The sequence below is a fragment of the Streptomyces sp. WAC00040 genome (assembly GCF_056835925.1).
This window is the reverse complement of sequence record NZ_JAKQZE010000001.1, coordinates 185,107-209,122: the sequence shown is the minus strand read 5'-3', so window position 1 is coordinate 209,122 and position 24,016 is coordinate 185,107. Positions and strand designations below refer to the sequence as shown.

23 protein-coding genes, 1 tRNA gene and 1 pseudogene are annotated in these 24,016 nt (G+C 69.2%); 11 read left to right on the top strand and 14 right to left on the bottom strand.

Annotation, left to right across the window (positions count from 1 at the left end; genetic code table 11):
• Window positions 1-24 precede the first annotated feature (24 nt).
• Window positions 25-768, top strand: coding sequence for a TerD family protein (locus MDN94_RS01020; RefSeq protein WP_482724125.1), 744 nt, complete (start codon window positions 25-27; stop codon window positions 766-768).
• A gap of 425 nt (window positions 769-1,193) precedes the next feature.
• Here the strand turns inward: MDN94_RS01020 and MDN94_RS01015 are convergent, their stop codons facing one another.
• Complete coding sequence (locus MDN94_RS01015) at window positions 1,194-1,967, bottom strand: TerD family protein (protein ID WP_482724124.1); 774 nt, start codon at window positions 1,965-1,967, stop codon at window positions 1,194-1,196.
• Window positions 1,968-2,179: 212 nt separating this feature from the next.
• On the opposite strand from MDN94_RS01015, the gene MDN94_RS01010 reads away from it, so the two are divergent.
• Genes MDN94_RS01010 through MDN94_RS01000 form a run of 3 tightly spaced genes read left to right on the top strand, consistent with a single transcriptional unit; the run spans window position 2,180 to window position 6,797 of the window.
• Entirely contained in the window at window positions 2,180-3,343 is a 1,164-nt protein-coding gene (locus tag MDN94_RS01010; RefSeq protein WP_482724123.1) for an HpcH/HpaI aldolase/citrate lyase family protein, read from the top strand.
• Between the two features lie 17 nt (window positions 3,344-3,360).
• A complete protein-coding gene (locus MDN94_RS01005; protein WP_482724122.1) occupies window positions 3,361-5,919 on the top strand; it encodes a phosphoribosyltransferase in 2,559 nt (852 codons plus the stop codon).
• Window positions 5,916-6,797, top strand: coding sequence for an HAD family hydrolase (locus MDN94_RS01000; protein WP_482724121.1), 882 nt, complete (start codon window positions 5,916-5,918; stop codon window positions 6,795-6,797). Before MDN94_RS01005 ends, MDN94_RS01000 begins: the two co-directional genes overlap by 4 nt.
• Window positions 6,798-6,902: 105 nt before the next feature.
• Here MDN94_RS01000 and MDN94_RS00995 read toward each other — a convergent pair whose 3' ends face one another.
• Complete coding sequence (locus tag MDN94_RS00995; RefSeq protein WP_482724120.1) at window positions 6,903-7,538, bottom strand: DedA family protein; 636 nt, start codon at window positions 7,536-7,538, stop codon at window positions 6,903-6,905.
• Window positions 7,539-7,637: 99 nt separating this feature from the next.
• Between MDN94_RS00995 and MDN94_RS00990 the strand changes: the two genes are divergently transcribed.
• The gene (locus MDN94_RS00990) at window positions 7,638-8,261 is read left to right on the top strand and encodes a LuxR C-terminal-related transcriptional regulator (RefSeq protein WP_482724119.1); all 624 of its coding nucleotides are present in this window, start codon (window positions 7,638-7,640) and stop codon (window positions 8,259-8,261) included.
• Between the two features lie 149 nt (window positions 8,262-8,410).
• Here the strand turns inward: MDN94_RS00990 and MDN94_RS00985 are convergent, their stop codons facing one another.
• The 4 genes from MDN94_RS00985 to MDN94_RS00970 all read right to left on the bottom strand — a co-directional run bounded on the left by MDN94_RS00985 (window position 8,411) and on the right by MDN94_RS00970 (window position 11,880).
• Window positions 8,411-8,620, bottom strand: coding sequence for an FmdB family zinc ribbon protein (locus MDN94_RS00985; RefSeq protein ID WP_482724118.1), 210 nt, complete (start codon window positions 8,618-8,620; stop codon window positions 8,411-8,413).
• Window positions 8,621-8,630: 10 nt separating this feature from the next.
• Window positions 8,631-9,296 (bottom strand): DUF4383 domain-containing protein, encoded by a 666-nt coding sequence (locus MDN94_RS00980; RefSeq protein WP_482724117.1) that lies wholly within the window; start codon window positions 9,294-9,296, stop codon window positions 8,631-8,633.
• A gap of 311 nt (window positions 9,297-9,607) precedes the next feature.
• A complete protein-coding gene (locus tag MDN94_RS00975) occupies window positions 9,608-11,008 on the bottom strand; it encodes a hypothetical protein (protein WP_482724116.1) in 1,401 nt (466 codons plus the stop codon).
• 83 nt (window positions 11,009-11,091) lie between these two features.
• Complete coding sequence (locus MDN94_RS00970) at window positions 11,092-11,880, bottom strand: DUF4097 family beta strand repeat-containing protein (protein WP_482724115.1); 789 nt, start codon at window positions 11,878-11,880, stop codon at window positions 11,092-11,094.
• A gap of 239 nt (window positions 11,881-12,119) precedes the next feature.
• Here MDN94_RS00970 and MDN94_RS00965 point away from each other — a divergent pair.
• Window positions 12,120-12,191 (top strand) — tRNA-Val (locus MDN94_RS00965).
• Window positions 12,192-12,294: 103 nt separating this feature from the next.
• On the opposite strand, the gene MDN94_RS00960 is transcribed toward MDN94_RS00965, so the two are convergent.
• From MDN94_RS00960 to MDN94_RS00945, 4 genes and pseudogenes are all read right to left on the bottom strand, one after another.
• On the bottom strand, window positions 12,295-13,431 hold the full coding sequence (locus MDN94_RS00960) for a tyrosine-type recombinase/integrase (protein ID WP_482724114.1): 1,137 nt from the start codon (window positions 13,429-13,431) through the stop codon (window positions 12,295-12,297).
• Entirely contained in the window at window positions 13,431-13,640 is a 210-nt protein-coding gene (locus tag MDN94_RS00955; protein WP_482724113.1) for an excisionase family DNA-binding protein, read from the bottom strand. Before MDN94_RS00955 ends, MDN94_RS00960 begins: the two co-directional genes overlap by 1 nt.
• Window positions 13,637-14,548, bottom strand: a pseudogene (locus MDN94_RS00950) (replication initiator); the annotation flags it as partial. The pseudogene MDN94_RS00950 and the gene MDN94_RS00955, both read right to left, overlap by 4 nt.
• A gap of 193 nt (window positions 14,549-14,741) precedes the next feature.
• Window positions 14,742-15,152: a VOC family protein gene (locus MDN94_RS00945; protein WP_482724112.1), complete on the bottom strand. Its 411-nt coding sequence runs from the start codon at window positions 15,150-15,152 to the stop codon at window positions 14,742-14,744.
• 642 nt (window positions 15,153-15,794) lie between these two features.
• Here MDN94_RS00945 and MDN94_RS00940 point away from each other — a divergent pair.
• From MDN94_RS00940 to MDN94_RS00930, 3 genes are all read left to right on the top strand, one after another.
• Window positions 15,795-16,064 (top strand): DUF7660 family protein, encoded by a 270-nt coding sequence (locus tag MDN94_RS00940; RefSeq protein ID WP_482724111.1) that lies wholly within the window; start codon window positions 15,795-15,797, stop codon window positions 16,062-16,064.
• Window positions 16,065-16,544: 480 nt separating this feature from the next.
• A complete protein-coding gene (locus tag MDN94_RS00935) occupies window positions 16,545-16,784 on the top strand; it encodes a hypothetical protein (protein ID WP_482724110.1) in 240 nt (79 codons plus the stop codon).
• A gap of 356 nt (window positions 16,785-17,140) precedes the next feature.
• Window positions 17,141-17,338: a hypothetical protein gene (locus MDN94_RS00930; protein ID WP_482724109.1), complete on the top strand. Its 198-nt coding sequence runs from the start codon at window positions 17,141-17,143 to the stop codon at window positions 17,336-17,338.
• A 2,045-nt stretch (window positions 17,339-19,383) separates the two neighbouring features.
• On the opposite strand, the gene MDN94_RS00925 is transcribed toward MDN94_RS00930, so the two are convergent.
• Both MDN94_RS00925 and MDN94_RS00920 read right to left on the bottom strand, forming a co-directional pair.
• A complete protein-coding gene (locus MDN94_RS00925; RefSeq protein WP_482724108.1) occupies window positions 19,384-19,563 on the bottom strand; it encodes a hypothetical protein in 180 nt (59 codons plus the stop codon).
• 121 nt (window positions 19,564-19,684) lie between these two features.
• Window positions 19,685-20,206 carry a phage antirepressor KilAC domain-containing protein gene (locus MDN94_RS00920; RefSeq protein WP_482724107.1) on the bottom strand — a complete coding sequence of 174 codons (522 nt, stop codon included), beginning with the start codon at window positions 20,204-20,206 and terminating at the stop codon, window positions 19,685-19,687.
• Window positions 20,207-20,528: 322 nt separating this feature from the next.
• On the opposite strand from MDN94_RS00920, the gene MDN94_RS00915 reads away from it, so the two are divergent.
• On the top strand, window positions 20,529-20,672 hold the full coding sequence (locus MDN94_RS00915; protein ID WP_482724106.1) for a hypothetical protein: 144 nt from the start codon (window positions 20,529-20,531) through the stop codon (window positions 20,670-20,672).
• A 119-nt stretch (window positions 20,673-20,791) separates the two neighbouring features.
• Here the strand turns inward: MDN94_RS00915 and MDN94_RS00910 are convergent, their stop codons facing one another.
• Together MDN94_RS00910 and MDN94_RS00905 are read right to left on the bottom strand one after the other, a co-directional pair.
• Entirely contained in the window at window positions 20,792-21,115 is a 324-nt protein-coding gene (locus MDN94_RS00910; protein WP_482724105.1) for a hypothetical protein, read from the bottom strand.
• A gap of 310 nt (window positions 21,116-21,425) precedes the next feature.
• Window positions 21,426-21,998, bottom strand: a complete 573-nt coding sequence (locus tag MDN94_RS00905) for a dihydrofolate reductase family protein (protein WP_482724104.1) — start codon at window positions 21,996-21,998, stop codon at window positions 21,426-21,428.
• 413 nt (window positions 21,999-22,411) lie between these two features.
• Here MDN94_RS00905 and MDN94_RS00900 point away from each other — a divergent pair, with 413 nt between their 5' ends.
• Window positions 22,412-23,824: a phosphatase PAP2 family protein gene (locus tag MDN94_RS00900; protein WP_482724103.1), complete on the top strand. Its 1,413-nt coding sequence runs from the start codon at window positions 22,412-22,414 to the stop codon at window positions 23,822-23,824.
• The last annotated feature ends 192 nt before the right edge of the window (window positions 23,825-24,016 follow it).

Here is a 24,016-nt window from a genome sequence, read left to right as displayed (position 1 = left end):
ACCAGTGACGACTAGGGGTGGGGCATGGCCATCTGGGACAACCTGTGGCGGGGCAGGGCTGCGCAGTTCGACTCGGGCAGCGCCGCCTCCAACTCCATCGAGCTGACCAGGCGGAATCCGTCCGTATCGCTCAGCAAGCAGGGCGCGGCGAGCGGCAACCTGCGCGTCAACCTCTCCTGGCGGATGCGTTCCTCCGACATCGAGGGCCGCTCCCGGCAGAGCGGCAGATTGCTGCGCAACCCCCTGAAGCTCTTCCAGCCGGACGTCGTCCAGGCGCACACCCAAGGTGTGGTCAACGTCGACCTGGACCTGGGCTGCCTGTACGAACTGGCCGACGGCAGCAAGGGCGTGGTCCAGCCGCTCGGCAGCTTCTTCGGCGACCTGAACGGCCCGCCGTTCGTGAAGCTCAGCGGCGACGACCGGTTCGGGGCGCCCTCGGGAGAGACGATCTTCGTCAATCTCGACCACAGGGAATCGATCAAGCGGCTGCTGTTCTTCGTCTACATCTACGACCAGACCCCGGCCTTCGACCGCACACACGCCCACGTCACGCTGTATCCGAGCAACGGCCCGCGCGTCGAGATAGAACTCGACGAGCGCGCCCCGCAGGCGCGTTCCTGCGCGGTGTTCTCCGTGGAGAACACGAAGGGCGACCTGACCGTGCGCCGCGAGGTGAAGTTCGTCTACGGCTTCCAGGCGGAACTGGACCGCCTGTACGGCTGGGGCCTCCAATGGGGCCGCGGCTACAAGTCCCAGTCCCGCGCGTAGCCCTCACCGGGCGGGGCTGACTCTCGCTCTGTGGGCCTCGCGAAAGTCATTCTCGGCCTCGGCGGCGATCGAGGCGCGGGGTCCGGCGCGGAGCCCCGCAACCGGGCCGCGGTGCGGGGTCGGTCGGCCGGGCGGGCTCGCTGTCCGCGCAGGACCTGCCCTCGCCGGGCGGGCTTGCTGTCCGCAATGGACCTGCCCTCGCCGGGCGGGCCTCGCCCTCGGCAGGCGAGCCCGGTTTTGCGTGGGGGTTGGGCAACTCGGCCGGCCCTCGGAGGGGTGCGTCCCTGGGACGACGGCACTTTTCGGCCTCGGCGGCGATCGAGGCGCGGGGTCCGGGGCGGAGCCCCGCAACCGGGCCCGGCCGCGAGGGCTCGGGGCGGACCCGGGCTACGCGCGTGGGAACTGCGGCGGCCCCGCCAACGGGGCTACGGGCGCTGGAACTGCGGCCCCATCGGCGGCAGCCGGAAGCTCGGGTCGGGGGCGTACGCCGCCGCCGCGGCCGGCTGCGGATAGCCGTATGCGGGCTGCGGCGGCGCCGGCACGTACGCGGGCGCGGGCTGCGTCGCGTCCGACGGCGGACAGCCGTACGACGGCTCGGCCTGGGCAGCAGGCGTAGAAGGCTCAGCAGGTGCCACAGGCGTCTCCGGGGCCTCCCCCTCCTCCACTGAGATCCCGAACGCCGTCGCGAGCCCCACCAGCCCCGTCGGGTAGCCCTGCGCCACCGCGCGGAACTTCCAGCCGTCGCCGCGCCGGTACAGCTCACCGCAGATGATCGCCGTCTCCTCGCCGGTCTCCGGCTTCACGTCGAAGACGGCCAGCGGCTCCCCGCCGGTCGGCGCGGCGGCGTCGTGGAGAAGTATCCGCAGGTCACGTACGTGCTCGAAGGTGCCGCCGTCCGACGACGCCGCGATCACCACTTGGTCCACCGACGGGTCCAGCGCGGCCAGGTCGGCCTCGACCGTGTCGGTCAGGTGGTCGCCGACGTGCTTCTTCGGCAGCCGCCGCACCAGCCCGGACGGATGCCGTGGCTGGTTGTAGAAGACGAAGTCCTCGTCGGAGCGCACGCGGCCGTCACCGCCGAGCAGCAGGGCCGAAGCGTCGACGTCGGGGACTGCCGTTCCCGGCGTCCAGCGCAGCACGGCCCGTACGGCCGTGGCATCAAGAGGGACGTTCGAGCCCTTCAGCATCGCGTGCGTCATACCGGTCATCCTGCCTGGCCGAGGGGCCCCGGGACAACGCGGGGCCCAGTTCCCGCACGCGCCGCACCCGCCGTGGCCACGTGCCCGGCAGGGGCGAGAAGCGGACGAGTTACCCGGAGTTCATGCACTTGGGGAACTCTGGACACCTGTGCTTACGTACTATTACCGGCCACATGTTGTCAGGCCCGAAGCGGCAGTACGGGGGATCTCTTATGCGTCATTTCGGGCACATCCCGCCCGCGGAGAGGGCGCGGCTGTTCCACCAGGAGCCGTGCGACTTCGACCGGGACTCGCCGACCCGGACGCTGGCGGCAGCGTTGGGCGCGACTCTCTACAGCCCGGCCACGCGGCCGAAGCTGGCCGACGACGTGCTCAAGCAGGCCGCGCGCGGGGTCGTCTCCATGGTGCTGTGCCTGGAGGATTCCATCGGCGACGCCGACGTCGTCGACGGCGAGGCGAACCTCGTCCGACAGTTCGCCGACCTCGACGCGCGGGGCGTCGAAGTGCCGCTGCTGTTCATCCGGGTGCGCACCCCCGACCAGATCCCGGACCTCGTAAGACGCCTGGGGCCGTCTGGACGGCTGCTGTCCGGATTCGTGCTGCCGAAGTTCACCGACGAACGCGGCGCCCCGTTCCTCGAGGCCCTCGTCACCGCCGAGACCGCCGGCGGTCGGCGGCTCTTCGCGATGCCCGTCCTGGAATCGCCCGAGCTGCTGCACCTGGAGACCAGGACCGAGGCGCTCACCGGCATCGCGCGCACCGTCGACAAGTACCGCGACCGGGTGCTCGCCCTGCGGCTCGGCGTCACCGACTTCTGCTCCGCGTACGGGCTGCGCCGCTCGCCGGACATGACCGCCTACGACGTGCGGATCGTGACGTCCGTGATCGCCGACGTGGTCAACGTGCTCGGCCGCTCCGACGGCACGGGCTTCACCATCACCGGGCCGGTCTGGGAGTACTTCAGGTCCCAGGAGCGCATGTTCAAGCCGCAGCTGCGCCGCAGCCCCTTCCTCGAAGGGCGGGCGGAGGAGCTGCGCAACGCGCTCATCGAGCACGACCTCGACGGGCTGCTCCGCGAGATCGAGCTGGACCGGGCCAACGGCCTGATGGGCAAGACCTGCATCCATCCCTCCCACGTCCTGCCCGTGCACGCGCTGTCCGTGGTCAGCCACGAGGAGTTCAGCGACGCGCAGGACATCCTGCGCCCGGAGCGCGGCGGCGGCGGGGTGCTGCGCTCGGCGTACACGAACAAGATGAACGAGGTGAAGCCGCACCGCGCCTGGGCCGAGCGGACCCGCCTGCGCGCCGAGGTCTTCGGTGTCGCCAAGGAGGACATCGGCTTCGTGGAACTGCTCGCGGCCGGGCTCACCGACTGATGACGCCGAAGGGAGTGATGACGACGAGGGGCGAAGAGAACGTGGTGTGGTCGGGAAGCTGGGTCGCGGAGCGGCTGGGAGTCTCCCTCGTCGGCGACGAGGGACTCCAGGAGCTGCTGGGCCTCGCCCTGCGCCGCAACCCGAAGCGGGCGCACCTGCTCGTGTCGAACGTGCTGGGCAAGCATGTGCCCCAGCAGCCGCTGGTGGTCTGGCGCGCGGGCCACGACCTCGGCGTGCGGGTCCGCGACCTGCTCGGCACGGACGAGTGTCGGCGCGCGGTCGTCCTCGGATACGCGGAGACCGCGACCGGGCTTGGCCACGCCGTCGCGGACGGCATCGGCCTCGCGCCCTATCTGCACTCCACACGCCGCCCCGTCGAGGGCGTGGCGACCGCGGGCGGCTTCGAGGAGTCCCACTCGCACGCCACCTCCCACCTGCTGCTGCCCGAGGACCCGGGGTTGCTGGGCCGGCCGGGCCCGCTGGTCCTCGTCGACGACGAGTTCTCCACGGGCAACACCGTCCTCAACACCATCCGCGACCTGCACGCCCGCTACCCGCGTGAGCGGTACGTGGTCGTGGCCCTGGTCGACATGCGTTCCGCGTCCGACCTGGGCCGGCTGGACGCCTTCGCCGAGGAGATCGGCGCCCGCGTCGACCTGGTGGCCATGGCCTCCGGCACGGTCCGCCTTCCGGACGGCGTCCTGGAGAAGGGCCAGGCCCTGGTCGCGGCGCACGAACGGGCACCGGCGGACGCCCCTGCCACGCCCCAGGCGGCGGGCGCCGACGCGGCCCGGCACACGCGGGTCGAGCTCGAGTGGCCCGCCGGCGTCCCCGACGGCGGCCGGCACGGCTTCACGCCCGAGCACCGCACCGCGCTGGAGGCCGCCCTGCCAGGCATGGCGGCCCGGATAGCGGACGCCCTCGGCACCGTGCCTGCCGCCCGGGACACGGGCGGAACCCGCCGGGTCCTGGTCCTCGGCAACGAGGAGCTCATGTACGCGCCGCTGCGGCTGGCCGTGGCCCTCCAGCAGAACGGCCGTGCCGGGACGGCCCCGGAGACCGTGGCGCGGACCGCTTCGGCGCAGGCGGCCCGTACCGAGGTGTACTACTCCACCACCACCCGCTCGCCCGTCCTCGCCGTCGACGACCCCGGCTACGCGATACGCACACGGCTCGTCTTCCCCGCCCACGACGACCCCGCCGACGGCCCCGGCGAGCGCTACGCGTACAACGTGGCCGGTGCCGGCTTCGACGCCGTGGTCGCCGTCGTCGACTCGACGGCCGACACCGACCGGCTGCACGCCCCCGACGGCCTGCTGGCCCAGCTCGCCGCCCACACCGGGCACGTCGTGCTCGCCGTCGTCCCCAGCTACGTACCGGGAGTCCCCGGCCACGTACCGGACCATCACGCGCCCGAAGGACCTGAAAGGCCCTCCATGCTGCCCCAGCCGCTCCGCGGACCCGCCTTCTCCTCCTACGCGCCGGAGGAGGTCGGCTGGCTGCTCCAGGATCTCTCGGAGGTGGAGCTCGAGGCACCCACGGAGGAGCGCGAGGAAGCCATCCAGAGCGGCGGCGCGCACTACGCCGAGTCGCTGCCCGTCGAGTACCAGCCCGACGAGCAGTACCAGCGACTGTTCGAGACAGCGCTCACCGCCTCCGCCGCACGCATCGCCCGCGCCGTCGGAACCGTCACCGACACCGTCCTCGCAGAGCGGACGCCGCGCCCCGTGCTCGTCTCGCTGGCCCGCGCCGGCACACCCGTCGGCGTGCTGATGCGCCGCTGGGCCCAGCATCGGCACGGCCTGGACGTGCCGCACTACGCCGTGTCCATCGTGCGCGGCCGCGGCATAGACGCCAACGCTCTGCGCTGGCTCGCCGAGCACCACGACCCTGCCGACGTCGTCTTCGTCGACGGCTGGACCGGCAAGGGAGCGATCACCCGTGAACTGGCCGAGGCCCTGCGGGACTTCCCCGGCTTCGACCCCGAGATCGCGGTCCTGGCCGACCCCGGCGGCTGCGTGCGCACCTACGGCACCCGCGAGGACTTCCTCATCCCCTCCGCCTGCCTGAACTCCACGGTCTCCGGCCTGATATCGCGCACGGTCCTGCGGGCCGACCTGGTCGGTCCCGACGACTTCCACGGTGCGAAGTTCTACCGCGAACTGGCCGGTTCCGACGTCTCCGGCCACTTCCTCGACACCGTCGCCGCCCGCTTCGACGAGGTCATGTCCGCCGTCGACGCCGACGTGAAGGAACTCCTTTCCGCGGACCGCACCCCCACCTGGGAGGGCTGGGGAGCCGTGGAGCGGATCAGCGAGGAGTACGGCATCCACGACGTCAACCTCGTCAAGCCGGGCGTCGGTGAGACCACCCGCGTCCTGCTGCGCCGCGTCCCCTGGAAGATCATCGCGAGCCGCGGCGCCGGCGCCGACCTCGACCACGTACGGCTGCTGGCGGAGCAGCGCGGCGTACCGGTCGAGGAGGTCGACGAACTTCCCTACAGCTGCGTCGGGTTGATCCACCCCAAATACACCCGCGGCGCCACGGGCGCCGACGGCAGGGCGGTGGCGAAGTGACCGTCCTCGTCGCCAGCGACCTCGACCGCACCCTCATCTACTCCAACGCGGCGCTCGGCCTCGGCATGCCCGACGCGGTCGCACCCCGGCTGCTCTGCGTCGAGGTGCACGAGCACAAGCCCCTGTCGTACATGACGGAGCGGGCGGCGGGGCTGCTCACCAAGCTCGCGCAGGACACCGTCTTCGTCCCGACGACGACCCGCACCCGCAAGCAGTACCAGCGCATCAGCCTGCCCGGCCTGCCGCCCAAGTACGCGATCTGCGCCAACGGCGGGCATCTGCTGGTCGACGGCATCAGCGACCGCGACTGGCGCGAGGCGGTCGCCGCCCGGCTCGCCGCGGAGTGCGCGCCCCTCGACGAGATCCGGGCCCATCTGAACAGGACCGCCGACCCGGCCTGGCTGCGCAAGGAACGCGTCGCGGAGGACCTGTTCGCGTATCTCGTCGTCGAGCGGCAACTGCTGCCGGACGAGTGGGTCAGGGAACTCGGCGTGTGGGCGGAGGCCCGCGGCTGGACCGTCTCCCTCCAGGGCCGCAAGATCTACGCCGTCCCCAAGCCGCTCACCAAGAGCGCCGCCGTGCGCGAGGTCGCCCGCCGAACCGGGGCCGGGCTGACGCTCGCCGCGGGTGACTCCCTCCTCGATGCCGACCTGCTGCTCGCCGCCGACCTGGCCTGGCGGCCCGGGCACGGTGAACTCGCCGAGGCCGGCTGGGGGGCAGAACACGTCGTCGCGCTGCCGCAGATGGGCGTCGCGGCGGGCGAGGAGATCCTGCGGCTGCTGCGGCAGGAGGCACGCCGGTTCCGCCGCGAACGGCAGGGCATCGACTCGGTCGTCATCCCGCCTCCGGTGGGAGGCGTGGGCTCCGCGCCGGCGTGATCCCCCGCGGGGCGGGGGCGTCGGATCGGCCGGGGCGCGACCCGCTCCCCGGTCGGCGGTGTCGGATGGACGCCGTCGTGGTCCCGCGCCCGCGGGGCGGGCGGCTCAGCCCCGGCGTGATCCCGCGCCTGGTCGAAGCAGCCGCACGGCCGCGAACAGCAGGACGGCCACCAGGGCGGCAGCGAGCACCGCCTTCGAGTAGACGGAGACGTAACCGGTCACGTCCTCCCACCTCTCGCCGAGCGTGTGACCGGCGAGGACGAAGACCGTGTTCCAGATCGCGCTGCCGAGCGCCGTGAGCGTCAGGAACAGCGGCAGCGACATCCGCTCCACCCCGGCCGGCACGGAGATGAGAGAGCGGAAGATCGGGACCATCCGCCCGAGGAACACCGCCTTCGCCCCGTGCCGGGCGAACCACGCCTCCGTACGCTCGATGTCCGCGACCTTCAGCAGCGGCAGCCGGGCCGCGACAGCCACCGTACGGTCCCGCCCCAGCAGCGCCCCGATCCCGTACAGCGCCAGAGCGCCGGTCACGGACCCGGCCGTCGTCGTCAGCAGTACGGCGACGAGCCCCATCTGCCCGCTGCTCGCGGCGAAACCCGCCAGCGGCAGGATCACCTCGCTGGGCAGTGGAGGGAACAGGTTCTCCAGGGCGATGGCGATCCCCGCCCCCGGTGCGCCGAGGGTTTCCATGAGGCTGTTGATCCAGCCCGGTGCGCTGCTTTCGATGCCGCTGCTCATGCCCCGAACGCTAGGCAGGCGAAGCTGAAGAGACGCTGAAGGCGACCGCACACCTTCCTGCGGTTTTCCGCAGTGTGCCCGGCCGCCCCACCGGTTAGCGTGACGGATCATGAAGGCACTGGCGGTGCAGGGCACCCGGTACGCGAGGGCCACGAGGTGCTGGCCGCCGTCGGTGACGCCACCGCGCTGCTGGTGGCAGTTCACGCGTCACCGCCGGACGTCGTGATCGCCGACGTACGCATGCCACCCACCCACACCGACGAAGGGCTGCGCGCCGCCTTGGAGATCCGGCGGAGCAGACCGCAGGTCGGGGTGCTGGTGCTGTCCCAGTACGTCGAGAAGCGGTACGCGACCGAACTCCTCACCGCCGACGACGGGGGAGTGGGCTATCTGCTGAAGGATCGCGTCGTCCAGGTCGACGAGTTCCTCGACGCGCTGGACAGGGTCGGCCGGGGACAGGCGGCGTTCGACCCGGAGGTCGTACGGCAACTCCTGGCGCGCAGCACCCGCAGCGACCCCCTGTCACGGCTGACCGCACGGGAACGGGACGTCCTGGCCGAGATGGCGGAGGGCCACACCAACGCCGCCATCGCCGGCCGCCTCCACGTCTCGCAGAGCGCGGTCGAGAAACACATCAACGCGATCTTCGAGAAACTGGAACTGACGGGGACGACCGGCTACTTCCGGCGGGTGCTGGCGGTACTGCGCTACCTCGGGTCGTGAGACGCCCCCGCCACCGGGTCATGGCCCGCGTGGGGCGTGACGCAGGGGCGGGCGTGACTGCGCTGCCGTCGGGGCGTCGTCGTTGTCGCCCTGCCGTCGCTGGTCGGGCGGGGGCGCGGGTCGCGTCGGGGCGGCGGCGCTCGGCCGGGTCAGCCGCAGCAGCCGCCTCCGCAACAGCCACCGCCGCCGCTCGGTGCGGGTGCGGCGGACTTCGTGCCGCCTACGGCGACCGCGGAGAGCAGCTTCACGGTGTCGTCGTGGCCCTCGGGGCAGTCGGCGGGGGCGGAGGACTCGACCATGGGGCGGTTCACTTCGAACGTGTCGCCGCAGGTCCGGCAGCGGAATTCATAACGAGGCATGCCCGTAAGGCTAGCGGCGTGCGAGCGGCCTACGGGAGAACAGGCGGCGACCGATCGTCGGGCGGTCGTCCGGTGCGGTGCCGGCGGCGGGCGGCCGGGGCGCCAAGGGCTGCATGGCCGCGAGCTCCGCCCGGCGGCGGCTCGCGCGCTGCTCACGCTCGGCCTGGTCCGGGTGGCGGGCCCGCCAGTACGGATTGTCGTGCGGCAACCTCCCGCTGACCCGCCCGTACATGCCGAAGAACATCAGCAGAATGCCGACCACGAAGCTGAACAGCACGTTCTGGATGCGGAACGCGAGGGGGTTGAAACTCCGGTCGAGCAGGGCGAGGTTCACGAAGCCGCTGAGGATGAACAGGATGCCGAGGACCATGTTCACCGTCGAGGCGAAGTTGCCGCCGATCACCATGCCGACGAAGAGCAGCAGCCCGACGGCGATCGACAGGACGCTCAGCGCGCCGTTGGTGTTCAGGCCGGCTACGGTGTCGCCGCGTGTGTCGAAGAAGCCGATCCGGTCGATGAGCCCGAGGATCCCGAACGCGACCAGGACCAGGCCCATCAGACCCGCCCCCACCCGGTAGAAGCGGCTGAGGCGATGATCGACAGGCAGATGCTCGTCCAGTGCGATGCGGCGCCTGCCCCGGCCCACGCTCCTCGAGCGCAGTACGTGTGCGGCCATCCCGGCCTCCTCCTTGGTACGTACCCGGACACCGACTCCACCAGGATCCGCTTCGGGATGAACAGGGACAAGCTGTGCGGATCGGCGGGCGGGCGGCGCCGCGCGGGGGTTACCGTGCGGGGCGGTTTGCGGTGCCGGCGTTGCCGCACCCGGGCGGGTATCGCGGAGGCAGGCATGCGGCGCGGGGTGGGCGGGCGCCGGCAGGGCTGACGAGCGCCACTGTGCACCCGCAGGCCGACCGCCCTCCCGCCGCTCGTCTCTCGCTCCCGCGGCCTGTCTCCTTCCCCGACCCCTCCCGCGGTCGCGGCCGGTCACGCGGCTCCGGCGCCGCGCTCCTCCCGGATCTGGTCGACCACGCGCGCCACGGTGCGCCGTACCGCTCCCGTCTCGGTCAGGAAGTGCCAGTAGTCGGGGTGTCTGCCCTCGAGCCCGGCGACGGCGCGCTCCAGCCGGGCGACGGAATCGTCCAGCGGGCGTGCGTGGCGCGGGTCGGGGGTGCTGCGGCCCGTCATCGCGAGGCGCTGGGCGTCACGGATCGCGAAACGGGTCCGCTCGATCTCCTCCTGCGGGTCCTTGGCCACGGCGTTGAGACGCCGGAGCCGGTCACCGGCCGCCGAGACGGCCTCGTCCGTCGAATTCAAAAGCGCCCGTACGGTGCCGAGCAGGGCCGTGGCATCCGGCCAGCGCTGCTCCTCTCGCGCCTTGCCGGCCTCCCTCAGTTTCTCCTCGGCCTGGCGCACGGCGGCGGCCGCCTGCTCGGGCACGGGCTGGAGGTCCTGCCAGCAGGCCACGGTGAACCGGCGGCGCAGTTCACTGAGCACGGGCTCGACCTGGGCGGAGCGGGTGGTGAGCGCCTGGGCTCGGGTGCGCAGCGACACCAGACGTTTGTCGATCTCGGCCGCGCGCTCGGGAAGCCGCTCCGCCTCGGTCCGTACGGCCTCGGCGTCGCGCAGCACACGGTCGGCGCGCTGCAGTGTCTCGGGGACGCCGTGCCGCCCGGCGCCTTCGTTGAGCTTCGTCAGCTCAGGGGCCAGGCGGGCGAGGCGCGCCGCGAGATCATCCGCCCTCAATCCGGAGCCGCGTACCGCATCGAGAGCATTGCTCGCAGAAAGGAGCGCCTGTCGCGCCCGCTCGACTGCGGGAGCCAGCCGGGCAAGCTGCGTCTCCGCCTTGTCGAGCAAGGGCCCGAGGCCCTGCTCGAACCGGTCGAGATCCCCCTTGACCCGCACCAGCTCGTCCTTGGCGCGGGTCAGCTGCGTACGCGCCTGCGCGGCCACGGACACTTCCAGGTCGTCCCGGTCCAGATCGTGCGCGTCCACGGCCGTGATGTACGCGTGGCTCACCTCGTCGATGCGCCGCCCGAGCGCGGCGAACCCCTCCACGGCGCGGCGCGCCTCCGGCGAACTGTCCACCGCCGTGATCGTCTCGATGGAGATCCGCAGATCCCGCTGCGCCGTGTCCAGCTCGTAGAACGCCGCTGCCGCGGCGTCCTTGGCGGCCTGCGCGTCCGCGCGCTGGCTCTCTCCCCGGCCGCCGAACCAGCGCCGGGTCCCCCCGCTCCCCGCGAAGGCGACGGGCAGCACGGCCGCGACGGCGGCGAGCAGCGGAAGCGGGACGAGCACCAGCGCCAGAACGCCCCGGACCTCACCCCGCACACCCCTGACGGCGGTCGCTCGTGCCTTGTCGTGCGGCCGTGCGTCTCTCGCCGTCACATCCCTCTCCCGTGCTGTGTCCGCCCTGCCCGGTCCCGGTCCGCTTAATTCTCCCACCAGGTAAGGACGAACACACGGGCCCGTCAGTTCGCGCTGCGCACCACGACTTCGCCGTTGTCGCTGCGGGCCTTGACGATGTGGGTGCTGCCGTCGTCGGTCGGCACGGCCACGTCGACGTCCCCGTTGTCGCTCTTGGCGTCCACCGCGTACGGTGCGCCGGCGCCCGGCAGCCTGATCTCGACCCGCCCGTTGTCGCTGTGGGTCTCTACCCGGTCGGGCACCCCGGCCAGCTCGAGCCGCACGGACCCGTTGTCCGACCGGGCCACAACGCTCTTCCCGGTCACCCGCTCCGCGACGACGCTGCCGTTCTCACTGTCCAGCTCGAGCGCACCGCTGGAGTCGGTGACCTTCACGCTCCCGTTGTCCGAACGGAGCTTCAACGCCGTGTCGAACCCGCTCGCCGTCACGCTCCCGTTGTCGTCGTCCACGGTCACGGAGGTGCCGCGCGGCACCTTCACGGTGTGGCGGGCCACGCAGTCGCTGGCGATGGCGTCGCACTTCACCGTGAGAGTGAGTGTCCCGTCCACCATCTTCCAGGTGGCGTCGGGCCCGTTCCCGAGGAACACCCACCCGTCGACCTGACGGGTCACCTCCACCTCGTCGACGTCGGCCGGTACGAGCTCGATGTCGGTGTTGTCGGAAGCGATGGTCAGTGCCGTCCCGGTGAGCGCGAACGACTTCTCCTCGACGGGCGCCTCACTGGCGTCCGCACCCCCGCACCCGGAGAGCACGACCGCGAGCAGCGCGCCCCCGGAGGCGACGGTGCCGCCGCGGACGACGCGGCGATGATGACGACGGAGTCCGATTGTCATGGCGATCTTGCCCCCCAGGTAGCTGCGCGTTCAGCTGCGCGGATAGCTCCGCGTAACGTTCCTTCACCCTACGAGCGCGACGGGGCCGCGATCGATCCGGCCGCCCACCGTCTCCCTGGTGGGGCTGTCCCCCGTACCCTCGGCCGGCGGCGTGGGGGCGAGCCGACCTGGGGCGATCGGGGCCCGACGGCGGTTTGGAGCTGCAGGGCATGCGCCATGTAGGCTGTGGCCTCATCCACGGGTGCGTAGCTCAGGGGTAGAGCGCTGCTCTTACAAAGCAGATGTCGGCGGTTCGAAACCGTCCGCGCCCACTCGCGTGAAGCACGACGAAGGCCCAGGTCACCGGTACCGAACCGGGAGCCTGGGCCTTGTTCGTTCCCTGCCCCCGGAAGCGGGGGAGGGGCGCCGTGCCAGTTACGTGCCAGATGCTTCGCCGGGCTCGGCCGGCCGGACCTTCCTGATCTGCGCGTCGACGTGCGCGGCGATGGCATGATCACGGCCGTTTACCAGGTGCTGATAGATCAGCGCGGCCCGCACAGAGGAGTGGCCCATCCGCTGCATCAGCTCGCGGGTCGTCGCGCCGCCGGTCGCGGCGAGGGTGTTCCCGGTGTGGCGCAGATCGTGGAAGTGCACGTCTCCGAGGCCGGTCGTCTCCAGGGCCCGCAGCCACAGGCGGCGGAAGTTGTTCCGGCGAAGCTGGCCGCCCCGTGCCCCGGTGAAGACCAGCCCGGTGCGGCCCGGCTCGGCGTACGCGTCGAGATGAGCGGCCAGGTCCGCCGTCATCGAGGCCGGGAAGGCGACGGTGCGCACACCGGCCGCGCTCTTGGGTGTCTTGAGCAAGATGCCGTCCGTGCGGGTCTCCGCCAGCGCACGCCGCACGGCGACGGTTCGCCGTTCGAGGTCGATGTCATGACGCTGGAGCGCGGCCAGCTCCCCGAAGCGGAGACCGGTGAAGGCCGCCAGCAGGATGAACACTCGGAACCGGGAGGGCACGGCGTCGGCGAGCTGGAAGACCTCGGAGACCTCGAGGAAGGGACGCTCGGCTGTCTTGGCTGCCCCGGCGCCCTTGATGCGGCAGGGGTTGCGCTGGATCACCTCGTCGTCCACCGCGGTGTTCATGATGGCTCGGAGGATCTGATACGCCTTGGCGACCGTCGGCTCCCCGACACCGGACTCCAGAAGGCCGGCACGCCAGCGGCGGATCTGAGGTGTCGTGATCTCACTCAGGACTACGTCCGCGAAGGTCGGCAGGATGTGGAGGCGCAGCGCACTGCCGTTGCGTTCGCGGGTGGTCGCCGCGTAGTTGCGCTCCTTGAACCAAGCGTCGGCGTACACCCCGAACAGAACCTTGTCGTCCGGGTTCTTCCATCGGCCGTCGAGGATCTCCGCTTCCTTGGGGACGAGCCACCGGTCGGCATCGGTCTGCGACGGGAAAGTCTCGGGCGCTGACCGCATCAGACCATCCGGCCCCTGATACCGAGCCTGGAACCGGCCCGACGGCAGCTTGCGCACCGCACCGAAACGGCGCCGTTTCCCCTTGGTGTTCGCCATCAGGCCACCGCCCCGAACCGGGCACGAGTGACAATTGGCTGGACCGTGTTGCTCGAGATGGACTCGACCAACGCGCTTTCAGGGATGCGGACATGCCGTCCCACCTTGACGAAGACGATGCGGCGTTCTGCGATGAGCCGCCGAGGAAACCGCTCAGTCGTACCCAGGACTTCGGCAGCTTGGGCCACGGTCATAAGACGGTCATTCACAGCATGCTCCCTTCCAGGGCTTCGCGGGCGGTTTCGCGGTTGAGTTGGATGTCGCGGGCGATCGAGGCGGCGAGGGCGGACTCACCGGGGGTGTGGCCGTGTCCGGCGTACTCCCAGGAGGCGAGGACCAGGACGGTGTCCGGGTCGCCGAGAACGTCTTGGTCCTGGGCGGCGTGGTAGTCGGCGCGGACCTGGCGCAGCGCGCCGAGGGTGGTGGAGTAGCGGCGGGATTTGGTGGAGAAGTGGCCGCGGAAGCCGAGCAGGTGAGCCCAGGCGCCGAGCTTGCGGTCGGGGTAGAGGGGGGCGAGGTCGAGGCATGCCTCGATGAGGCGGCGGGGGTGGTCGGGCACGTCCAGGAGGTCGAGGACTTCCCGGTTCCCGATGCGTCGGTCGAGGCTGCCGGTCGACTCGGCTGCCTTGGTGGCGTACTTGGCCACGTAGGAGGCGACCGCCTGTTCGGTGATGTCGGAGCCGTCACCGAACGCCTTGACCGGGCGGATGTCGAGCTGGGTGCCCCAGCGGAAAGGCCGGCAGGGCTGGTCCCCCGCGGCCGGGACCGTGATCGAGGTGTAGGAGTGGGCGACCGCCGCGCGGATGGAGTCCTCGAGCAGCTGCACACTGGCCCAGGACGGCGGAGCGGTGTCGGGGCCGTCCGGTCCGTCGAGGCGGATCACAGCGTGGAAATGGATCGCGCCGCGCTTCTGGAACTCGGCCACCTTGCCGTAGGAGACCCGTAGTACGTCTTTCAGTTCGCGTTGGGTGAGTCCGGCTCGGGCGGCGATCTCTCGGCGGAGCCGGGTGGTGAAGCGCTGCCAGAGCTGCCCGGCATGGCAATGCTTCCGGCGGGGGATCGGCCGGCACCGGGATGGAGGGGGCGCCGTTCCCGACTGCGGGCCCCTAGTGGCGTGCCCGGGGAGCTCCCATCCCGTCCACCGTCGACCCAGGCAAAGCCGAGCAGACGCGGTCCATGGCGTCCAGGTCGTTCGTACAGTGGCGCGCTCCACCTGGACGCCATGAACCACGCCCGCTCCACGGTGTGTGGGTCGACGGCGGACGGGATGGGAGCTGGGGAGAGTGGTGGGTGAGGAAGTGGGCGGCTAATTAGTCGCGCTTGGGCCAGATCGGGCCCTGGTCGGTCCAGATGACGCCCTTGTTGCGGCACAAGCAGAAGGGGTGGCCGATCGGGTCGGTGTAGACCTGCCAGCCGTAGCCGTTGGGGCCGATGAATTCCTGCCTTAGCGTCGCGCCGAGGTCGAGGACGCGGCGCTGCTCGGACTCGATCTCGTCCACTTCGAAGTCGAGGTGGAACTGCTTGGGGTGCTCGCTGTCGGGCCACTGCGGAGCGCGGTAGTCGTCCACCCGGATGAATGCCAGCTCGATCTCGCCGAACTGGATGCCAGCCCAGTTCTCGGAGCTGCCTTCCTTGATCGGACGGCCCGTCACCTGGGAGTAGAAAGCCGCCAGACTCATCGTGTCCGGGCAGTCGATGATGAAATCGGTGAGTCGCAGCATCCCGCGATCTTGGCACAAGCTCACACCCGACTTCGAGACAGGCCCTGTGTTGGGTTTGTCAAGGGCGCCCCTCATCGCTGACATCAACGGCCGACATCAACAGGGGCGAACGGCAGCGGTCAGCGTCGAACACCGACGGACGATCCATCGAGGCCCAGAGCGAGTTGGCCGACGTCCATGACCCCACGTGATCGACCTGATAAGGATGACGTACGACCGCAAAGTCTGTGTCCAGCGCGGGCATCGTCCGAACCCATGGACGGTGCCCGCTGGCCTGGCTCGCCTATTGAGGCACGCCAGCCTCAGCCGCCTGAGTCAATCTCGCTGTGGCCGAATACACGATCAGCACCGCCAGTGGTGACGCCTGGCCTGTCTTGCCGCGCGATGACTTCCTATCCATCCTGCAACCCGGTCGTTCGAGTGTCACGCCATCCAGGGTGATGGCGATCACTCCTTCCGCACGGGCGACGCCACGGTATCGGCATCCTGGGAGCTGGCGGGCACCTGGTACGTGGACGTGGACGGCGCACCAGCCCTTGATGCGGCGGATGCGATCGTCGCGGAGATGGCTCAGCAACTCGGCGAGGCGACCGGCAAGACGGCGACCTACTAGCGGATCACCGACTAGGCGGGGGCTTCTCCGTGTCCAATCCTCTGGCACCCAACGATCGCATCACCGATCGCGAGGCTCTGTGCGCCTTCCTGACGCGCCTACGAGCCGAGTACGACGAGAGGTACGACGAGAGTGGCGCCGAGTGGGAGAACCGGACGCTAGACGCCTTCCTAGAGGCTCTGGAAGCCTGGGTCTCGTCCGCGCCGGGCTGGTATGCCAACCACGGGCAGGCTCTACCTGCCGAGGGCGACTGGACGTTCTTCGCCCGTGCTCTCAGCGCCGCACGACACTATGAGTGATCACGTGCCCCCGACGTGCCCGATGAGGGGGCAAGCGACGGGGAACAACGGGAAACGTCGGCGAGCACGCCGAGAAGGCACAGGTCAACGTCCCGCCAGGTCAGTGCCCACCTACATACGCGATCTTCCAAACTGGTGCCTTCGCTGTGTACCAGGAACTTGACGGCCAGAGCTTCGGCGTACGGCGCCTACAGGGAAGAGGCCCAGATGACAACGCCCACGGGAGTGAGACCGCATATGAGGCCGAGCAACAGGCATGCATAGGCCAATGCCTTGAACGCCTTGTGTCTCTGGGCTCGACATGCGGCAAAGCAGGCGAAGCTGATGATGGCGAGGCACGGCAGGATGATGAAGAAGAACCCCAGCGCTGCCATGATCCCCCCGAGCGTGCGGCCGCCGTACAGCAGGAAAGTACAGCAACCATCGCGACCGCAGCCGACCGCTGGGTCAGACTCTCGACAGCATCAGCAAGGGGGGCTCATGGCTAGGCTCGTCGAGGCATCCCGCAGTATCTATCTTGTTGTGATCGTCGCATGCGTCGCTGTGGTACTCGGGATCACGGCCGCAGCTGTCTACTTCGTATCGTCCGGCGCAACGGGTGACACCCTGCTCAAGCTGTTCGGTCAACGCTTCGAGTCCGCCAACGTAGGTATCGCAGCCATTTTCGTTGGCGGCGTGGTCCTGGTCATGGAGATCAGGAGATGCCCACTCACTTGCTGAGCCCACGAGTACCGCCCTCCCTGATGAGCGCCGAACACGCCGAGCAGTAACACGTGAACCGTGCGTCCTGACTGCGGTGCACGCAAGATGGCATGGGCGCATGGCGGGTGCATGAAGCACTCAGAAGATCCGTCTGCTGGGACCGGCGTGGCGTCGGTTCCGTATGGCAGACGTGCCAGATCCGTGCCAGATCGAGCGGTCAGCCGCGGTCAACTCGGGTGCGTAGTGGCGGGAAGCGCGTCGCTGGGCTCGGCGGCTTCCCAAGCCTGTCGACCAGCCGAGACTGGTCCACCACCCGCGCCAGGCTTACAGCAGCCTTCGCTGTGCCCGCCGGCAGTGACGCGTACCGTAAGCGAATGCGCAACGAGAGACATGACGAGCCGCTGTCGGCGGAGGAGCTCGAGCTCTTCCTCCAGTACCTGCACCGGTTCGCGAGGCATGACCTCGACCTCTGCGCCCTTGTGGAAGTGGGCGATCCGGAGTACCCCGCTTACGTGTCGATCCGGAGGGATCCGGAGCCAGGGGTAGAGGCGTCTGCCTACCGGCGACCGTGACGGACCTGGACGAACGGACTGACATCTACAGCTGACATCAACGGCCGCGGACCGCAGTAGTCCTGCAAGTCTTCCCCCAGAGCAGGGAGCGCTGGAAGGGCCAGCGGCAACAGACATCGGGGCGAACTTACAAAGCAGATGTCGGCGGTTCGAAACCGTCCGCGCCCACCGAGGATAAATGCCAGGTGAGAGCCGGTATTTGGCCCCTCAGACGTGATCGTCTGGGGGTCTTCTCGTGGCCAGAGTCCGCTAAGAGTCCACATCCCCACGGGAAGTTGACTCAGTCGTCACCCCTGAGGGATGGATTACGTGACCAGACCACGTAAAGTGCTGGCAGTGAGAGGGGCAGGCGTGTCTCCCTACACGCGTCTGAGACGTGCCTCTCGTGACCTGCGGTAGTTGAGCTGGTACTTGCCGCCGGACGACATGGGCAATATCTACGAAGCGGCTTACTTCTGGAAGAATGTTGAGTGTGTCCGTCGGTACGTCAGCCCACTTGAGTTCACGCATGGGGGTCGGCGTGTGACGCTTTGAGGGGCATCAACCGATGTCAAGATCACAACGACTTCTTCTGTTGTTCTCCCTTTACCGCTATTTGTAACCTTAACGCGGAGTCAGCTCGTGAACTCTTGGGCATTCGCGTTCCCCGGAATTCGCGGTTCCGAAACCACGCTGGCGAAATTTCCGGATGTCGGCATCATGAGGCTGGGTCCCTTAAACCACGCAATAATGTCCCCGCCGAAGAGTGCGACACCAACGGCCAGGAATGTGGCCACCGCTGTAGCGACGTCAGCAGTAGTGCTGGCATCCACGGCAAGGTAAGAGTGCATCGATACTCCCGGATAGCGACGCTAATCTGCCAAGCGGCAAGTCGGCTTGAGCCTGATAACCGTCTAGCGACGTTGCCTCTCAGAGCAGTCCGAACGTGAGCGGTTGCCCGAAAGCGGGTGGCCCAATGGCTCTGGGGCAAGCAGGCGGGCTATTAGCTCCCGCGGTGGGTCCTTCGCTGGAAGGCTCGGCGGGTGGCGCGGTTCGGTCGGGGCATCGTTGGGCGCGTCGTCGGTGACGACGGTCTCGACGACACCACGTGGGCGGAGTGGCGCGGCGGCCGCGCCCACCAATGGGACGCGGCCTGACCGATCCTTCTCCGCATGAAAGCTCACGGACGGCCTATAAGGAACCTCGCGCGGACGTACGCGCCGTCGATCAGCTGGCGTTCACGCAAATCGCCTGGGCCTCGTATGTGACGGGAACGACGGATGCGTTCTGGACACCGGCTTGCCACCCAGTGCGGTCTGCGGATGCCCCGGACTGGCTGACGGTGACGCCAAAAACGAAGGGCTCCCAGACAACGCCTCCTCCGGTTACCACCTTCCCCGGATCACACTCCACCAGAGTGACGCAAGTGGCTCCGGGATTGCACGTGGTTTCCGCTGTATTCACGTCGTACCCGGAAACGCCGACCGGTCCCTGTGCACCGGTGCTGCCCTGGAAGCCCTGCGCGCCTTGGGCCCCGGTGTCACCCTGCGGGCCCGCTGCACCTTGGGAGCCCTGGGGACCCTGGACGCCCGGAGCCCCGGGGACTCCCTGGGGGCCCTGGGGACCGCGGGGGCCCCTGCCCTTGTCCTTGTCGCGGTCAGTACTCGTGGCACCGTTCGGGCCTGGCAGCCCCACGCTGTGTTCGGTGCCAGACCTGTGGATCGCGTCGGCGATGGCCTGCGTGCTCGTAACCACGTTGAGCGCCACAGCAAGCGTGCCTGCTGAAACCATCGTGGCGGACTTCACGCGGGAACTTCGGATCGTTTTACGGCTCACCAGAGCACCTTCCTCACGAGACTTCGGGTGGTCACGCCGCAAACGCGCAGACGCGGCAAAGCGCGCTTGATTGCAGGCGTGTCGGATTGTCCGTATCCACGAACAGAGCCATCTTTCACGCCACATGATCGAATGATCGCGACCTGGCGCATGTCATTGCGAAGACCACCCGAGCAGTCGCAAAACGCTCCGTCGTCCGGGTGGGCGACGGAGCGTCTGACCAGCGTCGGTTACTCGCTGCTGCCGTGGTAGACGAGGGCGTACGCCTCGGCCAGGTTCTTCAACAGTGCTATGCGGTTGCTCGGGTGTTCCTGGGGGTCGATCGCCTTTACCTCTGCGGTGATCGCATCGAGGAGCGCATCCCGGGCTTCCTGGCGCTTCGCCGACTGGTTGTCCTGCGAGCTGCTCATTGTGCTCCTTGGTCGTACTGATGGTGGTGTGCAGGTGTTGGGTGGTGCAGGCATCACGCGGCCGGCAGCATTTCGTCTCCCGAGCCGAACTTGCTGGCCAGCCAGTCCATGCCTCGGTGGGTCAGGAAGGTCTGCTCGACCATCTTGAAGTTCGCGGGTACGAACTTGACCTCGGCCCCGCCTGAATGTGGACCTCGCACGGGACGCCCGGGTTCTGCACCTGAAGGAACCGGATGTCCTCGTCCCGCAGGCGCTCCATGAATCTCGTGCTCCCCAGACCGCCCGTGATCCGGCTGAACACCTTGGCTGCCACGTCGAGTTCGATAAGGCCCTCGTCGTTGCAGAACGCCTCCCACTTGTTCGCCTTGGGCTTGGCGACGGCGAGCTCCTTCTTCGTGGACACGAGCTCACGTGCGGCCTCCACGTACTTTTCGGCAAGGGCGAGGATGCCCTCGGGGCTGGAGACATCGGCCGCCTGCTGCTGCGCCAGCTCGGCCTCGCGGGTCTTAACCGCGAAGTACGTCTTGGCTGCGGCAATCTCCGGCTTGGCCGCGTCGCCCGCGAGGGCAACCTGGTAGGCGGCGAAGCGCGTGAGCCGGAAGTCGTTGACCTCCTGGCGTCCCCAGCGGCCCCCCGAGATCACTTCACGGGCGCCCGTAAAGTGATCGTGCGGGGTGAGCCGCTGTTGGAGACCCCCAGCTGCGCCTTGTTGATGACCTTCTCGAACTCCTGCCACTTGCTGTACCCGCAGAGCACCTGCATGTCTCGTGCGGACCAGCGCTCCTGGCCGTTGTGGTCCAGAAGCATGAATCTGTCGAGCGGGCTGCCCCCGTATGGCCGGCCCGGCTCCGGCGCAACTGCTCGGCCCCGGCGGACCGCTCTACCCGACGGATATACCGTGCCAGGTGGAGGTGGCGGCCCAGGAGCAGCCAGAGCCAGGGCCGGGCAGGTTGACGATCCGGGTCATGCTGCGGGGCGAGAGGGTCGTCTGGTCCGGCCTGATGTACCCCGGCCCCGACGGCAGGCCCATCGAGGAAGTTCGCTTCAGCCTGGCGCAGTACCTGGGCGAGGTCGAGCGGGCATACGCGGCGTTGAGAGACCGGACCTGATCGCCGACGAACTGTTCCTTAGCTCATATCGGCGGGGCCGCCCGCCGCGAGAGGGCAAACGAACAACTGCAGGGTAGGCACCGGATCTTGGTGGTCGCGAGAAAGATGTGCCTGCGACCTCACAGAGCGCGTGTCCGCCGGCGCCCGAGGGCGGCGCTTGGGTTGTGCATCGCGAGATCCCGTCGGGCCGCGATGTGGAGCACGTTGAGCGCTTCGATGACGAGACTGCTCAACTCGCGCTGCTGCGCGCTCATTTCAGGGCCGGGGTGACGCGCCCACTCCAGAAGGTTCCACGTTCTCTCGTTGACCGCTCTGGCGGCATCGGCGGCGGCATCGTCGCTCAGCAGAATGAGGCCTTCGAAGAGCACGGAGCGCCTGGCTTCTGCCGCCTCCATCTCGGCGAGTGCTTCGGTGTTGTCGTCGCCTCGTTCGCAGGCCTCCACAGCCCTGTCGAGCGGTCCGAACTTCCTCCTTCACGCACGATATGTACTGGATGTAGGCATCCAGCTTGCGTTCGTCCCAGCGCGTGGCGAGGGTCTGCCGGAACTTTGTCCGTTCGGCCCAGTGCGTGGCGACGAAGGACAGGAGGGCACCCGAGAGGACGCCCACCAGCGTGATGATCTGGCTCGTCATGCCGACCAAGTCAACTTCCCCGGCCCGTACTTCCTCCGGGCGGAATGTCTGCAGTCTCCTGGGGAAGGCCACGCTCAAGGAGCCGATCTCACTCTGCAGAGTCCGAGCCGGTGAGGGGCGTCACGGCTTCGGAACTGCGTAACGCAGGTGGGTCACGGACCCCGCGACGGGCTGCCCGTGGGGGATCAGCTCGGCCTGCTCCCCGGCGAACAGCGGTGTGCCCTCTCCCATCAGCAGAGGGACGAGGTGGATGCGCACCTCGTCCAGCAGGCCCGCCCTGAGCAGCTGCCGGGCGACGGTGGCACCCAGCACGAGGACGTCCTTGTCACCCGCGGCTTCCTTGGCGCGCCGGGCCGCGGCGTGCAGCCCGTCGAAGGCGAACGTTCCGCCGTTGTCGCCGAGGAGGTCTTCCCTGGTCCGGTGGGTGACCACGAAGCCGGGGATACCGCGCCACGGCGTGCCGCCCCACGGGCGGAGGCCGAGGTCGAAAGTGCGTCGTCCGATGATGGTGGCCCCCACCGACGCGTCCAATTCCTGGCGGATGCGGATGTCGACCCCGCCGTCAGGTCCCTTCCCGGCCATCCACTCGTGCAGCTGCTCGCCGCCGTCGCCCATGGGTTCCTCCTCCCGGACGTGCGGTCCGGCCGTGAACCCGTCCAGGGACATAGACACGTCCAGTACGACCTTGCTCATGGCGAATCTCCTTCGCTCCGTCGGCGCTGCCGTCCGGCGCCGGTGCTCATTTGCGCTGCCGGCTCCGGCCGGGGGTCCCGGGGGGCGGCGACGCGCATCGCCGGCACCGGTCCCACGTCCTCAACGGCTTCCCGGCCGGAGCCGGCCGTCCCCTCCGACGCGCCAATGTCACTCCGACGATCCGATGACGGTAACGAGACGTCGAAAACCGGCCATCGAAACCATCGGACCTTGTGGATCAGACGAAACACGTGGGCCGAGGGCTTGCGGCAGCCCGGCTCCGGAGCGGGCTCCGGGCGAAAGGCGAGCCGATTGCTGGATTGACGTACCAGTGATGAGCGAAACCCGCTTTTTCCGCTAGCATGTTCGAGCTCATAACGATCATGTCGGAATATCACAAATCGGTTGAAAAATTGATATCCACATCAACGCGAGGGTCTTCGCGGCGAGGCGGTAGCCCTCGGTTCGATGCGTGGCGTCAGCCACGCGTCCTGCTGTGGGTCGCGGTGAGTGCGGTGGGCCTCGGTTTCCTCATCGCACTGGAGATCGCCGCGCGTCGGTACGGCGAGCGAGGGCCGATCACCGACCAGGCGCGCGAAGTGATATTCGCCCCCAGGTCGGGGACGGTGCTGTACGTCAGCATGGCATTGATGATGGTGGTGCTGACCTGGCGGCAGCGGTTCATCGCGCTCGGCGCCGCGATCGGCATCGACGCCGTCTTCTGGGTTGTGCGGTGGGCTGTCGACGCCAAGATGATGGTCGGCAACGGCGCGTTGTGGGTGACGTTGGCCTGTGCCGTCATCGCCGTCACGCGCCGTACCGGCCGTGACCGCGCCCTGCTGCTGAAAGGCGTCGGACTGGCCCTGCTGCTGGTGGCCGGCCGCAAGACCGGCTACACCTGGCTGCTGATCACGTCGGAGACGCGCCCGACCGTGCTCGACCAGTACGTGGCGACCGCCGATCGCGCGTTGGGCGATCCGTCCTGGGTGGTCGGCCGGATCGTCGAGGCCACCGGCCCGGTCGGCGCCCATGTCCTCGACTGGGTCTACATTCAGCTCGCGGTGGCCGCGGTCGTCGTCGCGCTGTACCAGCTGCGCAACGTCGCGGCCGAGCGCCGCTTCCCGGGCCATCATCTGGTGCGCACGTTTCTGGCCATCGGCCTGCTCGGGCCGGGCATCTACATGATCTTCCCGGTGGTCGGACCGATCTTCGTCTACGGTGCCGACGGGGGACAGTGGGCGGTGGCCGATCTGTGGCCGCACACGCCGCCGCCGGTCGGTGACCCGCAGCCGATGCTCTTCGACGGAACTCCTCCGCGCAATTGCATGCCCAGTCTGCACACGGCGTGGGCCACCGCGATCTTCATCCACTCCCTCAAGGGCCCATGGGCCCTGCGCTGCCTGGGAGCGTTCTGGCTGATCGCCACGCTCGGCGCGACGCTCGGCTTCGGCTACCACTACGGCGCGGACATCATCGCCGGTGTGGTCTTCACGCTCACGATCGAGACGGCTCTGCGCGCGCTCGACCGCGGCTGGGACCGGCCGGGTGTCCAGATGGTCGCCTACGGCACCGCGGTCTTCGCCGCGCTCTTGGTGTCGTACCGCTATCTGTCGGTGCAGATGGCCGAGCAACCGTGGGTGTTCGGGCCGCTGATGATGCTGGCGACGAGCTCGGTGGTCTACGGCTACGTACGGACCACCAGAGTGTGGGAGCGGAAGACCGCGTCGGTGCGCCTGCCGTCGCCGCGACGCGGACCGAAGCCGGAACTGGTCGAGCCGGGTGCGGCCGCTGCGGTCGCCGCCGCCGACCGGGCCGGCCAGAGCTGAGGATCGACGACACGGCGGATGCCGACGGTGCCGAACCGTCCAACGCCCGCCGGCGCGCGAAGGCCCCTCGCCGATCATGGCGAGGGCCTTCGCCGTCTGCCCGGAGTGCAGGCGCTGCTCCCTGCACGTGGCTGCGTAGTTCGTCCGCCGCTGCGGCGGCAGGCGTTCGGCGTCGTCCGGTAGCCAGGGAAG

Coding starts and splice junctions, on each gene's coding strand:
- MDN94_RS01020 (WP_482724125.1), top strand. CDS start 25: ATGGCCATCTGGGACAACCTGTGGCGGGGCAGGGCTGCGCAGTTCGAC.
- MDN94_RS01015 (WP_482724124.1), bottom strand. CDS start 1,967: ATGACGCACGCGATGCTGAAGGGCTCGAACGTCCCTCTTGATGCCACG.
- MDN94_RS01010 (WP_482724123.1), top strand. CDS start 2,180: ATGCGTCATTTCGGGCACATCCCGCCCGCGGAGAGGGCGCGGCTGTTC.
- MDN94_RS01005 (WP_482724122.1), top strand. CDS start 3,361: ATGACGACGAGGGGCGAAGAGAACGTGGTGTGGTCGGGAAGCTGGGTC.
- MDN94_RS00995 (WP_482724120.1), bottom strand. CDS start 7,538: ATGAGCAGCGGCATCGAAAGCAGCGCACCGGGCTGGATCAACAGCCTC.
- MDN94_RS00985 (WP_482724118.1), bottom strand. CDS start 8,620: ATGCCTCGTTATGAATTCCGCTGCCGGACCTGCGGCGACACGTTCGAA.
- MDN94_RS00980 (WP_482724117.1), bottom strand. CDS start 9,296: ATGGCCGCACACGTACTGCGCTCGAGGAGCGTGGGCCGGGGCAGGCGC.
- MDN94_RS00970 (WP_482724115.1), bottom strand. CDS start 11,880: ATGACAATCGGACTCCGTCGTCATCATCGCCGCGTCGTCCGCGGCGGC.
- MDN94_RS00960 (WP_482724114.1), bottom strand. CDS start 13,431: ATGGCGAACACCAAGGGGAAACGGCGCCGTTTCGGTGCGGTGCGCAAG.
- MDN94_RS00945 (WP_482724112.1), bottom strand. CDS start 15,152: ATGCTGCGACTCACCGATTTCATCATCGACTGCCCGGACACGATGAGT.
- MDN94_RS00935 (WP_482724110.1), top strand. CDS start 16,545: ATGGCTAGGCTCGTCGAGGCATCCCGCAGTATCTATCTTGTTGTGATC.
- MDN94_RS00930 (WP_482724109.1), top strand. CDS start 17,141: ATGCGCAACGAGAGACATGACGAGCCGCTGTCGGCGGAGGAGCTCGAG.
- MDN94_RS00925 (WP_482724108.1), bottom strand. CDS start 19,563: ATGAGCAGCTCGCAGGACAACCAGTCGGCGAAGCGCCAGGAAGCCCGG.
- MDN94_RS00915 (WP_482724106.1), top strand. CDS start 20,529: ATGCTGCGGGGCGAGAGGGTCGTCTGGTCCGGCCTGATGTACCCCGGC.
- MDN94_RS00905 (WP_482724104.1), bottom strand. CDS start 21,998: ATGAGCAAGGTCGTACTGGACGTGTCTATGTCCCTGGACGGGTTCACG.